The following is a 12821-nucleotide window of genomic DNA, read 5'->3' as shown; positions in this document are numbered from 1 at the left end:
ACCCATATCTTCGTCCTTCACCATCTCGGCCTCCCACCCGCGGTCACTGCTCTGCTGTGTACGGGAAGTCCGCGGAGAAATGGGTGATCTGGTACCAGATCAACGCGCCCGTTTCGCGGGCGATCGCGTGAAACTGCGAGTTGCGGGTGAACACTGCCGGGCCCTGACGGGTCGGCGCGGTCCATGCGTCGAGACCCGAGTCGCGGGCCATGGTCCGGGTGCGCAGCGAATGCCACGGATCGCTCACCAGCACCGACGACGACAACCCCAGCTCGCCCATGTCCCTGCTCACGGCTTCTACGCTGCGCAGCGTGTCGGATCCCTCTTCCACCGCCATGATCGCCTCCGCGGGCACGCCCCGGGAGACGAGATAGTTCTTGCCCGCGGCCGCTTCGGTGAACAGATCGCCTTCCTGCTTGCCACCGACGGTGACGATCATCGGCGACACCCCTGCCTCGTACAGCTTGAGTGCCTGCTCGAGTCGTGCTTCGAACACCGACGACGGTGTGCCGGAGTACTGGGCGGCGCCGAGCACGACGATGGCGTCGGCGGGCGTCCTGTCGTCGATGCGGGCGACCTGCCACACCCGTATCGCCGTTCCGCCGACGACGAGGATCGCGGCGAGCAGCGCACCGACCACCAGTCGCCTCAGCCACCGGGTGATGCGGGCGCCCGTGCCGAGATCGTCCTCGGCGCGGCCTGGCGCGGGGACCCTGGGGTGGGATGCGGTACTCACCCCTCAAGTCTGCCAGTGGACGCGGGGAACGAAGCAGGGCGACGCGCCGACCGTGCTTCGTTCCCGCGAACCACTAGATTCGTTGTCATGCCCCACGCATCGTCCCCGCGCCGACGTCCCGCCCGGATCGTGCCCGCGCTGCTACCCCTCCTGCTCGCCGCGACCGCGTGGCTGCTGATGCCCGTCGCGGCGTCGGCCGAGCCCCCGTCACGACTCCAGTCACCGATCAGCGACAGCGCCGGAGTCCTCGATGCCGACGACGTCGCACGCATCCAGCAGGCGGTGGACACGTTGTACGACGAGCACCGCCTGCAACTGTGGGTCACGTATGTGTCGACCTTCGACGGCCAGAACTACGACGCCTGGGCGCAGGCGACCGCGCGGGCCAGCAACTTCGGTCCGGACACCGCCCTGCTCGCCGTCGCCACCGACGACCGCGAGTTCGCGTTGTGGACCCCGAACGGATCGGATATTTCCCAGTCGGAACGCAACCGCATCAGCTCGAACGACATCACGCCCGCGCTGCGCACCGGTGACTGGGCGGGCGCCGCCGTGGCCGCGGCGGACGGCCTCGATGCCGCGTTGACGCCCTCGAGCGCGCCCACCACGACACTGCTCGTCGGTGGCGGCGTGATCGCCGCGGGTGCCGGCGGCGTCTACGCATATTCGCGGCGGTCCAAGCGCAAGCGTGCCGAGACGGCCGCCGCGCGTGCAGCGGCGATCGATCCCGCCGATACCGGCGCACTGGCCGCGCTCCCGCTCGAGGGTCTCGAGCTGCATGCCCAGAAGGTACTGGTGGAGACGGACAACGCAGTGCGCTCGAGTTCGGAAGCACTCGAGCTGGCGCGCGGCGAATTCGGCGACACGGCAGTTCAGCCGTTCGACCGGGCGTACCGGCAGGCGCAGGCCGCGCTCGCGAACGCGTTCGAGATCCGGCAGCGTCTCGACGACGACATCCCGGAGACCCCGGAGCAACAGCGCGAGATGCTGGTGCAGCTCGTCTCGTCGTGCGGGCAGGCCGACCGCGAGCTCGACGCGCAGGTGGAGGCGTTCGACCGGATGCGGGACCTGTTGCTCGACGCTCCCGACCGGCTCGACGCACTGACACAGCGCGCCATCGGCCTGCGGGCACGTATCCCGCAGGGCGAGGCCGCTCTCGCGCAGCTGACCGAAGAATTCCCGGCGGAGGCGCTCGCGCCCGTCAAGGACAACGTGTCGCTCGCGGTCGAGGAGATCGAGTACGCCGAGAAGGCCATCGATGAAGGCCGGGTCGCGGTGTCGCGTCCGGCGGGTGAGCAAGGTGACGCGGTCCGCGCGATCCGCGAGTCCGAACGCGCACTCGGACACGCGGCAACGCTCCTCGACGGTGTCGAGCACGCCGCGGAGGACATCCGCCACGCGATCGCGACTCTTCCGGCTGCCATGGAAGATGCGGCGCAAGGCATTGCCGACGCCGAAGGGCTCGTTGCCGCAGGTGGCCCGGAACTCGCCGAAGCGCGCCGAGCCGCCCAGGAGGCACTCGAGCATGCACGGGCCGCGCAGCACACCGACCCGCTGGGAAGTTTCACGCGGGTCGTGGAAACCGACGCGCGCCTCGATGCCCTGCGGGCGCAGACCCGCGCGGCTCGAGAGGAGGAAGCGCGGGCCCGCCGGCGGCTCGAGCAGGATCTGACCGCCGCCCAGGCACAGGTCACCGCCGCATCCGATTTCATCGGCACGCGACGCGGCGTCGTCGGCGCGGAGGCACGCACGAGGCTGTCGGAGGCGCAGCGCCATCTGGACGCGGCCCGGCAGCTGGCGTCGGCGGACGCAGCCCAGGCGCTGCAGCACGCCCAGACGGCGTCGGCTCTCGCGTCCCGCGCCTTGAGCGCCGCACGCCGGGATGTCGAGTCGTGGGAACGTCGCAACCCGCCGCGCGGTGGCGGTTCGTCGGGAGGCAACATCGCCGGTGCCGTGCTGGGCGGCATCCTCATCAACAGCGTGCTCGGGGGCGGCGGGCACGGCGGCGGCTTCGGAGGCGGCGGCTTCGGGGGCGGCGGAGGCGGATTCGGCGGGTCGAGCGGCGGCAGGTTCTGACGCCGCACAGGTAAAACCCTGGTGGGAAAATGCCCGCTCAGCGGGCAACAACTCACCCGAGTTCACAAAGACTCGCCGGCCCTCCCGTGATACGGGAGGGCCGGCGAGTCGAGTGAGAGTCGGATCGACCGATCAGCAGCCGATCAGGCGCTGCGCGAGGTAACCCTCGACCTGGTCGAGTGCGACGCGCTCCTGCGCCATCGAGTCGCGCTCGCGGATGGTGACCGCGTGGTCCTCGAGGGTGTCGAAGTCGACGGTGATGCAGAACGGCGTGCCGATCTCGTCCTGACGACGGTAACGGCGGCCGATGGCGCCGGCGTCGTCGAACTCGATGTTCCAGTGCTGGCGCAACTGGGCGGCGAGATCCTTGGCCTTGGGGCTCAGATCGGAGTTGCGGCTCAGCGGCAGCACGGCGGCCTTGACGGGCGCGAGGCGGCGGTCCAGCCGCAACACCGTGCGCTTGTCGACCCCGCCCTTGGCGTTGGGTGCCTCGTCCTCGGTGTAGGCGTCGACGAGGAACGCCATGAGCGAACGGGTGAGGCCGGCTGCGGGTTCGATGACGTACGGCGTGTAGCGCTCGTTCGTCGTCTGGTCGAAGTAGCTCAGGTCGGTGCCCGAATGCTGCGAGTGCGTCGACAGGTCGAAGTCGGTGCGGTTGGCGACGCCCTCGAGCTCACCCCATTCGCTGCCCTGGAAGTGGAAGCGGTACTCGATGTCGACGGTGCGCTTCGAGTAGTGCGACAGCTTCTCCTGCGCATGCTCGTACAGGCGCAGGTTGTCCTTGTTGATGCCCAGCCCGGTGTACCAGTCCATCCGGTAGTCGATCCAGTACTGGTGCCATTCCTCGTCCTCGCCGGGCTTGACGAAGAATTCCATCTCCATCTGCTCGAACTCGCGGGTGCGGAAGATGAAGTTGCCGGGGGTGATCTCGTTGCGGAAGCTCTTGCCGATCTGGCCGATGCCGAACGGCGGCTTCTTGCGCGACGTGGTGAGCACGTTCGCGAAGTTCACGAAGATGCCCTGAGCGGTCTCCGGGCGCAGGTAGTGCAGGCCCTCTTCGCTCTCGATCGGACCGAGGTAGGTCTTGAGCATCATGTTGAAGTCGCGCGGCTCGGTCCACTGGCCCTTGGTGCCGCAGTCCGGGCACACGATCTCCGACATCGCAACGGCGTCGGGGTCGTCGAGCTTGTGCTTCTCGGCGTACGCCTCCTGCAGGTGGTCCTGGCGGTGGCGCTTGTGACAGCTCAGGCATTCGACGAGCGGGTCGTTGAACACGCCGACGTGGCCGGATGCGACCCACACCTGGCGCGGGAGGATCACCGACGAGTCGAGGCCGACGACGTCGTCGCGGCTGGTGACCATGTTCCGCCACCACTGCTTCTTGATGTTTTCCTTGAGCTCGACACCGAGCGGCCCGTAGTCCCAGGCCGACCTGGTGCCGCCGTAGATCTCACCACAGGGGTAGACCAGTCCTCGGCGCTTGGCGAGGTTGGCGACGGTATCGATCTTGGATTTGGGTGCCACTCGGATTCTCTCCATCTTCGATGCGGGTTTTCGCAGCTTGCGTCGACTACTTAGACTATCGCTCCCCGCCACGGCGACGAATTCCTGGCGGTTGACATGCACATCCATGCATATCAAAATGGTATCGGTTTGCAATAAGCCCCGAGAGCGCGAGGAGTCCCGTGAGTGTCGACGCCGGTCACGACGAGTGCCGCACGGACAACGAGACCCCCCGCGCAACGCCGGCGCACCCGCCGGTCTCGCACGACACGCTCGTCGCCGCGGGCGAACTGCTCCGCGCACTCTCGGCACCGGTCCGCATCGCCATCGTGCTCGAACTGCGCGAATCCGCGCGGTGCGTCCACGAACTCGTCGGCGCACTCGGCGTGACCCAGCCTCTGATCAGCCAGCACCTGCGCGTTCTCAAGACCGCAGGCGTGGTGCGGGGCGACCGCACCGGCCGCGAAGTTCTCTACCGCCTGGCCGACGACCACCTCGCTCACATCGTCATCGACGCTGTCGCGCACGCTCAGGAAGGATGACGACCGTAGTGACCTCCGCACGCAAGCCCCTGGTGGGGGTGCGCTCGACCAGACAACGCAGCGCGATCGTGGATCTGCTCGACAACACCGAAGAGTTCCGTTCCGCACAGGACCTGCACGACGAACTGCGCAAGCGCGGGCACGGGATCGGTCTGACCACCGTCTATCGAACCCTGCAGTCCCTCGCCGAGACGGGCAGCGTCGACGTGCTCCGCACCGACTCGGGCGAATCGCTGTTCCGCCGCTGTTCCTCCGGACACCACCATCACCTCGTGTGCCGCCACTGCGGGTTCACCGTCGAGGTCGACGGGCCCGAAGTCGAGCGCTGGTCGCACGAGGTCGCCGACACGCACGGGTTCGACGACGTCAGCCACACGGTCGAGATCTTCGGAACCTGCCGCGACTGCGCACTGGCGAGGGCGTGACGAGCGGGTAGGTCAGCCGCAGGTGCAGTTACCGCACCCGCAGTCCCCGCCGAGCAGGTTCTCACCGGCCACGGTGTCCGCGGGCCCGTCGAACACGCATGCATCGCCGCCGAGCCTGTCGGCCAGCGCACGCACCTGCCCGACGAGCGGAACCACGGCGCCCACGGCGCGCAACAGGTGCAGCGGCACGAGCGGGCACGCAGCGACACGCTGCTCGGCAGTGACCCGGTCGTGGTGCAGAACGAACTTGAACTCGGGGAACTCGAGTTGCAGGTCGGTGAGCACCTCGGCGGCGCGCGCCCGGTCCGCGATGTTCTCGGCCAGGAACGTCGCCAGGTGCACGACACCCCCTTCCGCATCGGCGGTCGCGAACGTCGGCACGTCCTCGATCCAGATCGGAACGTCACCGTCCTCGTCGGGTTCGGGTGCGTCGTCCATCGCCTGCGCCAGCGTGCGGATCACCAGGTCGCGCAGCGCGTCGTCGCCGGTGGTCGCCACCGCGAGGTCCCACTGTTCCTCGCCGGTACCCGCGTCGCCGGTCATGCGTTCCCCGTTCCGGATGTGCCCGCGACGTTCTCGCGGGCTTCGGCCACTCCGTCGAGGACGAGCAGCAGCATGGTGGTCAGCGGAGAATCCTCGAGCCCGGTGGCGGGGAACGAGTAGCGGACGATCACGTCCGCGACGGACTCCCGTTCGATGACGTGGATGGAACCGAACTGCAGCGCCTCGGCGGCGGTGGCGACGCGGTTGCGCACCTCGTCGCCGAGTGGGAGATCCCACGCGAGCACGCCGGTCAGCGACACCACGTCCAGTCCCTCGGTGAGGGTGACGACCTGCAGTGCGAACGGGACGGCGCCGTAGTCGAATCCGAACGACCCGTCTCCGTTGTCCTCGGCACCGGGAGTCCGCAACTGGACGAACGGCGTCAGCGCCGCGGCAATCCGGTCTCTCAGCGCGGTCATTTCACACCTCCGAACCGGCGGTCGCGCGAGGCGTACTCGACACAGGCGGCCCACAGGTCGCGACGGTCGAAGTCGGGGAACATCTTGTCCTGGAAGACCAGTTCTGCGTACGCGGACTGCCACAGCAGGAAGTTCGACGTGCGCTGCTCCCCCGACGGCCGGAGAAACAGGTCGACATCGGGCATGTCGGGTTCGTCGAGGTATCGCGCGATGGTGGCCTCGGTGATGCGTTCCGGATCGAGGTCCCCCGCCGCGACCCGCCGTCCGATTTCCCTGGCCGCGTCGGCGATCTCGGCGCGACCACCGTAATTGACGCACATCGTGAGAGTCATCACAGTGTTGTCGCGGGTCAGTTCCTCCGCGGCCTCGAGTTCCTTGATGACGCTGCGCCACAACCGCGGACGACGCCCGGCCCACCGCACGCGGACACCCATCTCGTGCATCTCGTCGCGGCGACGACGGATCACGTCGCGGTTGAAGCCCATGAGGAAGCGAACCTCGTCGGGGCTGCGCTTCCAGTTCTCGGTGGAGAACGCGTAGGCCGACAGCCACGTGATGCCCATCTCGATGCACCCGCACACGGTGTCCATCAGGACTTCTTCACCGCGTTCGTGACCCGCGGTGCGCGGCAGTCCACGTTCCTGCGCCCAGCGCCCGTTTCCGTCCATCACCAGCGCGACGTGCCGCGGAATCAACTCGGGTTGGAGGATGGGCGGCGTGGCCCCCGACGGGTGCGGGTCGGGCGGCCGGATCGCGCGATCAGGCGATGGGTGTGGGGCGCGTCGTCGAATCACGGGTCCCATCCTGCCTGACGCCCGAACCGCCCCGTTCGGCCACGTAGGTGCCGCCGCGTTCGACCAGGGGCAAGGATCGCAGTTGACGCTCGAGATGCCATTGCAGGTGCGCGGCGACGAGCCCGCTGGCCTGGCTCCGGACTCCGGCCTCGGTTGCTTCCGTCTCGGCCCACCGGCCGTGGGCGAGCGCGTCGAGCAAGGCGAAGACGGCGGGAGCGGGCGTCGCCGCGCCGGGGGGACGGCAGTGCACGCACACGGCGCCGCCGGCAGCGACATGGAAGGCGGTGTGCGGACCGGGCCGGTCGCATCGCGCGCAGTGCGTGATCGCGGGCGCCCATCCGGCGTAGGCCATCGCGCGCAGGAGGTACGCGTCGAGAATCAATTCGGGTGGGCGGGTGTGGTCGCACACCGCGCGCAGCGCCCCGACGGTCAAGGCATGCAGGCGCGGGGCAGGTGCCCGCTCTTCGCCGGCGAGCCGCTCGGCGGTCTCGAGAATGGCGCACGCGGTGGTGTAGCGGGAGTAGTCGTCGACGATGCCGACCGCGAAGGCGTCGAGGGTCTGCACCTGGGTGACGATGTCGAGACTGCGTCCGGGGTGGAGTTGCACATCGACGTGCGCGAAGGGCTCGAGCCGGGCCCCGAACTTCGACCGGGTTCGGCGCACTCCCTTCGCGACGGCGCGGACGAGGCCGTAGCGGCGGGTGAGCAGTGTGACGATGCGGTCGGCTTCGCCCAGCTTGTGCTGGCGCAGCACCACCGCGTTGTCCCGATACAGCCTCACCACCCGAGTGTTTCACGTCGCCACGACACGCGGCACTGCACCGCCGACTCCGGCCACGGGAAAACCCTCGACGTCGAAACGAGAACACGTTATCGTTCGTTCGAACGAACAGTGAGGGAGAACGATGAGCGCGCCTGCCCGCCCCCGGGGTCTCGCCGATACCGCGAACGACCTCGCGAACGGCACCGTCACCTCGCACGACCTGGTGCGCACCGCCCTGGACCGGATAGACGCGTCGCAGGCAGAGTTGAACGCCTTCCGGGTCGTCCGGCACGACAGTGCGCTGTCCGAAGCCGCAGACGCGGACCGCCGCCTTGCGGCCGGCGACCGTCGCGCGCTGCTCGGAGTGCCCGTCGCGATCAAGGACGACACCGACATCGCGGGTGAGACGACGATGTTCGGATGCGCGGGCACGTTCGCCGTCAAGGAACACGACGCGGAGGTGGTGCGCCGTCTGCGCGACGCCGGAGCGGTCATCGTCGGCAAGACGCACTCCCCCGAACTCGGTCAGTGGCCCCTCACCGGCGGCGACGCGTTCGGTCACACCCGCAGCCCGTGGTCGCGTGACCACACCCCCGGTGGTTCGTCGGGTGGCAGCGCCGCTGCCGTCGCCGCAGGACTCGTTCCCGCAGCACTGGGCTCCGACGGCGCCGGATCGGTCCGTATCCCCGCGTCGTGGTCGAATCTGGTGGGCATCAAACCGCAGCGCGGCCGGATCTCCATGTGGCCCGACGCGGAGGCCTTCCAGGGCCTGACCACCCACGGCCCGCTGGCCCGGACGGTCGCCGACGCGGCGCTGTTGCTGGACGTCGTCTCGGGAAACCACCCCGGCGACCGCCACACTCGGGAGAAGATCACCGTGTCCGATGCGGTGGGGCGCGACCCCGGCAGACTGAAGATCGCTCTGTCGCTGAAGCTTCCGTTCACGGCGACACCGACCCGCCTCGATCCGCGGGTGCGTATCCGGCTCGCCGCGTTCGCCGCCACCCTGCGCGACCTCGGTCACGACGTCACTCTCGCCGATCCCGACTACGGGATCCTGTTCGGCCTCAGCTTCCTGCCCCGCTCGATGGCCGGGATCGAGGACTGGCTCCACCGACTGCCGGACCCGGCCCTGGCCGATGTGCGGACCCGCGCCAACGCACGTACCGGGCGGATGCTCCACGGTGCGCCCCTGCGCGCGGCACGGGGCGCGGAGCCTCACCTCCGCCGGCGAGTCGGCCGGATCTTCGACCGGTTCGATGTCGTCGTCACTCCGACGACGGCGACACCTCCGCTGCCGGTGAACGCGATCGACGACATCGGCGGGTGGGCCACCGACAAGGTCATCACGGCCGCGTGCCCGTGCGCGTGGCCGTGGAACGTACTGGGCTGGCCGGGGATCAGTGTCCCGGCCGGATTCACCGACGAGGGTCTTCCCGTGGGCGCTCAGCTCCTCGGTTCCGAGGACTCCGAGCCGCTGCTGGTTTCCCTTGCGTCGCAACTCGAGTCGGTTCTGCGCTGGCACGAGCGCACCCCGGAGCCGTGGTGGTGACCGAGTCTTCCTCCGTGCGGTCACGCATCATCGATGCGACCCTCCACCTCGTGGGCACCGACGGGATCGCCGGAGTCACGAACCGCCGCATCGCGTCTCGTGCCCAGGTGTCGCTGGGCTCGATCACGTACCACTTCCCCACCCAGGAAGACCTGCTGCGCGCCGCACTGACTCACTTCGCCCGCGAAGAGACCACGAGGTTGCGGGAGATCGCGGATTCGTATCGCGGCAAGGAGATTTCGGTGCAGGATGCGGCGACCCTGACCGAGCAGGTGGCCGAGAGTCTGGCCTTCTCCGCAGAACGGATCGCACCGTTCGAGTTGTACGTCCAGGCCGGCCGCGACCCGAATCTGCGCGCCGCCGCCGACGAGTGCTGGCGCGCCTACGACGCGCTGACCTTCACCATCTTGACCGAACTGGGCATACCCCGCGCCGAGACCCTCACCCCCACGCTCGTCGCGACGATTGCGGGGCTGCAACTCCGGCGCTTGTCGACGGGTGGGGGTTCCGATCTGGCCGGCGCGGTGCTGCTCCTTCTCCGGCAGTCCGGTACGCCAGAGCACCGGGATCCGGACCCCGGTACGGGCTAGAAACCGAGGCGGCCCAGCTGTTTCGGGTCTCGCTGCCAGTCCTTGGCGACTTTGACGTGGAGGTCGAGGTAGACCTTCACACCGAGCAGTTTCTCGATCTGTGTGCGGGCTGCGGTCCCCACCTCACGGAGGCGCGCACCGCCCTTACCGATCACGATGCCCTTCTGGCTGGGACGTTCGACGTAGAGCACAGCGTGCACGTCGAGCATCGGGCCCTGCTTCTCGGTGCGACCCTCGCGTTCGACGACCTCGTCGATCACCACGGCGAGCGAGTGCGGCAGTTCGTCGCCGAGACCCTCGAGGGCAGCTTCGCGAATGAGCTCGGCCATGAGGGTTTCTTCGGGTTCGTCGGTGAGTTCGCCGTCCGGGTAGAAGGCGGGACCCTTCTCCATGTTCGACGCGATCACGTCGACGAGCACCTCCACCTGCTCACCGGAGGTCGCCGACACCGGCACCACGTCGGCGTTGTCGCCGAGCAGTTTCGACACGGCCAGGAGCTGTGCGGCGACCTGCTGCTTACCGACCTTGTCGATCTTGGTGACGATCCCGATCAGCGGGGTCTTCGGCGCGACGTGCCGCACCTGCTCGAGGATCCACCGGTCGCCGGGGCCGATCTTCTCGTCCGCCGGGAAGCACATGCCGATGGCGTCGACTTCGGAATACGTATCGCGCACAAGGTCGTTGAGCCGCTGGCCGAGCAGGGTCCGCGGACGGTGCAGGCCCGGAGTGTCCACGAGGATCAACTGCGCGTGGTCGCGGTGCACGATCCCGCGAATCGTGTGCCGCGTGGTCTGCGGCCGCGACGACGTGATGGCGATCTTGCTGCCGACGAGCGCATTGGTCAGCGTCGACTTTCCGGTGTTCGGCCGGCCGACGAAACAGATGAAGCCGGAACGGAAGTCGGGGTCGGTCATGCGTGCTCCTCGGTGGTGTCCGTGCTGGTGTCGTTGCTCTCGGGTTCGGGCGCCCGCTGTACGAAGACGGTGCTCACCCGCACCCGCCCGCGCACGTCCGGGCCGCCCTCACCGCGCAGGATGAGCCCGTGCGTGGTGACCTCGGACCCGGGCAGCGGGACGCGGCCCAGTTCGTAGCCGAGCAACCCGCCGACGGTGTCGACCTCGTCGTCGTCGATCTCGGTGTCGAACAGTTCCCCGAGATCTTCGACGGGAAGCCGCGGGGACACGCGGAAGGTCCCGTCGCCGAGATCCTCCACGTCGGGAATCTCCGCGGTGTCGTACTCGTCGGCGATCTCACCGACGATCTCCTCGATGACGTCTTCGATCGTGACGAGACCGGCGATGCCGCCGTATTCGTCCACGAGCACCGCCATGTGGTTGCGGTCGCGCTGCATGTCCGACAGCAGGTCGTCGAGGCGCTTGGAGTCCGGAACGAACACGGCCGGACGCATGACGTCGGCGACCGAGACGCTGTGGCCGCCGTCGTTGGAGTAGTACGTCCGCTTGACCAGGTCCTTGAGGTACACGACGCCGCGGATGTCGTCGACGTTCTCACCGATCACCGGGATGCGGGAGTGTCCGCTGCGGACGGCGAGGGACGTGGCTTGACCGGCCGACTTGGTCTCCTCGATCCACACCATCTCGGGCCGGGGCACCATGATTTCGCGGGCCGTGGTGTCGCCGAAATCGAAGACCGACTGGATCATCCGGCGCTCTTCGTCGGCGACCACACCGCGCGCCTGCGCGAGATCGACGAGTTCGCGCAGTTCGATCTCGTTCGCGAACGGGCCGTTGCGGAATCCCCGGCCCGGGGTGACCGCGTTACCCACGAGAATGAGGATGCGGCTGACGGGTCCGAGCAGGACACCGAGCATCCGCAACGGGACGGTGGCGGCCAGAGCGAGTGGGTACGCGTGCTGTCGCCCGAGCGTGCGGGGGCCGACGCCGATCACGACGTAGTCCACGATCACCATGACGGCAGCGGCAACGACCAGCGCCCACGTCCTGTCGAAGACGTCGAGCAGCGCGCCCGCGAGGACGACGGTCGCGGCGATCTCGCACAGGATGCGGAGCAGCACCGAAAGATTCACATAGCGGGGCCGGTCGTCGAGGATTCCGAGCAGGCGCTGCGCGCCGCCTCGGCCGTCCTTGGCGAGTTCTTCGACGCGCGCGTGCGAGACGGTGTTGAGGGCGGAGTCGAGTCCGGCGAACAACCCGCCGAGGATCACGAGTACGACGGCGAGAACGACGAGTGTCAGTGTGCTCACGCGGTCCGACCTCCCCGAACGGACTCGATCCCTACACGTCGACGACGTCGGCTGCCGCCGGGTCTATCGTCCCCCGTCATGATTCGGGAGTGTCGACGAAGCCGGCCTTGCCCAGCAGGCTCCGGTCCCGTTCCGCGAGGCGCGCCTGCTCCTCGGCTCGGCGCAGTTCCTCGTACCACTCGGTGAGGAGCTGGTTCTGCAGTGCGAACATCTCCTTCTCCTCGTCCGGTTCGGCGTGGTCGTATCCGAGGAGATGGAGCATTCCGTGCACGGTGAGCAGCGCGAGTTCGTGCGCGACCGGGTGGCCCGCCTTCTCGGCCTGCTCGGCCGCGAACGGCGGGCACAGCACGATATCGCCGAGCATCGCCGGCCCGGGCTCGGGCGCGTCGGGCCGACCGCCGGGCTCGAGTTCGTCCATGGGGAACGACATCACGTCGGTCGGGCCGGGCAGATCCATCCAGCGCATGTGGAGGTCGGCCATCGTGTCGGAATCGACGAGGACCATCGACAGTTCCGCCGCGGGATGGACATCCATCCGGGCGATCACGAAACGGGCTACGTCGAGGAGGTCTTCCTCGGAGACCTCCATCCCTGATTCGTTCGAGATCTCGATGCTCATCGGTGTCGATCCTTCTTCACTACGGCCTTCTGCAC

General features: G+C 68.5%; 14 protein-coding genes. 5 read left to right on the top strand and 9 right to left on the bottom strand.

What is annotated here, in order from left to right:
* Nucleotides 1–43 precede the first annotated feature (43 nt).
* A complete protein-coding gene (locus HF886_RS05860; protein WP_296550222.1) occupies nucleotides 44–664 on the bottom strand; it encodes a YdcF family protein in 621 nt (206 codons plus the stop codon).
* Nucleotides 665–823: 159 nt separating this feature from the next.
* Here HF886_RS05860 and HF886_RS05855 point away from each other — a divergent pair, with 159 nt between their 5' ends.
* Nucleotides 824–2812: a TPM domain-containing protein gene (locus HF886_RS05855; RefSeq protein ID WP_169651770.1), complete on the top strand. Its 1989-nt coding sequence runs from the start codon at nucleotides 824–826 to the stop codon at nucleotides 2810–2812.
* A 132-nt stretch (nucleotides 2813–2944) separates the two neighbouring features.
* Here HF886_RS05855 and HF886_RS05850 read toward each other — a convergent pair whose 3' ends face one another.
* Nucleotides 2945–4336, bottom strand: a complete 1392-nt coding sequence (locus HF886_RS05850; RefSeq protein WP_169620304.1) for a glycine--tRNA ligase — start codon at nucleotides 4334–4336, stop codon at nucleotides 2945–2947.
* Between the two features lie 161 nt (nucleotides 4337–4497).
* Here HF886_RS05850 and HF886_RS05845 point away from each other — a divergent pair, with 161 nt between their 5' ends.
* Entirely contained in the window at nucleotides 4498–4857 is a 360-nt protein-coding gene (locus HF886_RS05845) for a metalloregulator ArsR/SmtB family transcription factor (protein ID WP_169651769.1), read from the top strand.
* Nucleotides 4854–5282, top strand: coding sequence for a Fur family transcriptional regulator (locus HF886_RS05840; RefSeq protein WP_169620306.1), 429 nt, complete (start codon nucleotides 4854–4856; stop codon nucleotides 5280–5282). Before HF886_RS05845 ends, HF886_RS05840 begins: the two co-directional genes overlap by 4 nt.
* 12 nt (nucleotides 5283–5294) lie before the next feature.
* On the opposite strand, the gene HF886_RS05835 is transcribed toward HF886_RS05840, so the two are convergent.
* The 4 genes from HF886_RS05835 to recO are packed head-to-tail and all read right to left on the bottom strand — an operon-like array spanning nucleotide 5295 to nucleotide 7819.
* Nucleotides 5295–5825, bottom strand: coding sequence for a hypothetical protein (locus HF886_RS05835; RefSeq protein WP_169651768.1), 531 nt, complete (start codon nucleotides 5823–5825; stop codon nucleotides 5295–5297).
* Nucleotides 5822–6244 (bottom strand): hypothetical protein, encoded by a 423-nt coding sequence (locus HF886_RS05830; RefSeq protein WP_169620308.1) that lies wholly within the window; start codon nucleotides 6242–6244, stop codon nucleotides 5822–5824. The genes HF886_RS05835 and HF886_RS05830 overlap by 4 nt, the downstream gene beginning before the upstream one ends.
* Nucleotides 6241–7047, bottom strand: a complete 807-nt coding sequence (locus HF886_RS05825) for an isoprenyl transferase (RefSeq protein ID WP_206036658.1) — start codon at nucleotides 7045–7047, stop codon at nucleotides 6241–6243. The genes HF886_RS05830 and HF886_RS05825 overlap by 4 nt, the downstream gene beginning before the upstream one ends.
* The gene (gene recO, locus HF886_RS05820) at nucleotides 7004–7819 is read right to left on the bottom strand and encodes a DNA repair protein RecO (protein WP_169620310.1); all 816 of its coding nucleotides are present in this window, start codon (nucleotides 7817–7819) and stop codon (nucleotides 7004–7006) included. Before recO ends, HF886_RS05825 begins: the two co-directional genes overlap by 44 nt.
* Before the next feature lie 124 nt (nucleotides 7820–7943).
* On the opposite strand from recO, the gene HF886_RS05815 reads away from it, so the two are divergent.
* Both HF886_RS05815 and HF886_RS05810 read left to right on the top strand, forming a co-directional pair.
* Nucleotides 7944–9353 (top strand): amidase, encoded by a 1410-nt coding sequence (locus tag HF886_RS05815; RefSeq protein WP_169651767.1) that lies wholly within the window; start codon nucleotides 7944–7946, stop codon nucleotides 9351–9353.
* Nucleotides 9350–9943, top strand: coding sequence for a TetR family transcriptional regulator (locus tag HF886_RS05810; RefSeq protein ID WP_169651766.1), 594 nt, complete (start codon nucleotides 9350–9352; stop codon nucleotides 9941–9943). Before HF886_RS05815 ends, HF886_RS05810 begins: the two co-directional genes overlap by 4 nt.
* On the opposite strand, the gene era is transcribed toward HF886_RS05810, so the two are convergent.
* The 3 genes from era to ybeY form a co-directional block, all read right to left on the bottom strand.
* Nucleotides 9940–10857 (bottom strand): GTPase Era, encoded by a 918-nt coding sequence (gene era / locus HF886_RS05805; protein WP_169620313.1) that lies wholly within the window; start codon nucleotides 10855–10857, stop codon nucleotides 9940–9942. The genes HF886_RS05810 and era overlap by 4 nt on opposite strands.
* Entirely contained in the window at nucleotides 10854–12167 is a 1314-nt protein-coding gene (locus HF886_RS05800; protein ID WP_169620314.1) for a hemolysin family protein, read from the bottom strand. Before HF886_RS05800 ends, era begins: the two co-directional genes overlap by 4 nt.
* A 76-nt stretch (nucleotides 12168–12243) precedes the next feature.
* Nucleotides 12244–12786 carry an rRNA maturation RNase YbeY gene (gene ybeY, locus HF886_RS05795; RefSeq protein WP_169620315.1) on the bottom strand — a complete coding sequence of 181 codons (543 nt, stop codon included), beginning with the start codon at nucleotides 12784–12786 and terminating at the stop codon, nucleotides 12244–12246.
* Nucleotides 12787–12821 lie beyond the last annotated feature (35 nt).

Source organism: Rhodococcus sp. 105337 (genome assembly GCF_012844225.1).
In the GTDB taxonomy this organism is placed as follows: domain Bacteria; phylum Actinomycetota; class Actinomycetes; order Mycobacteriales; family Mycobacteriaceae; genus Rhodococcus.
Note: the sequence above shows the minus strand (reverse complement) of the source record. Positions and strands in the feature narration are given on the sequence as shown.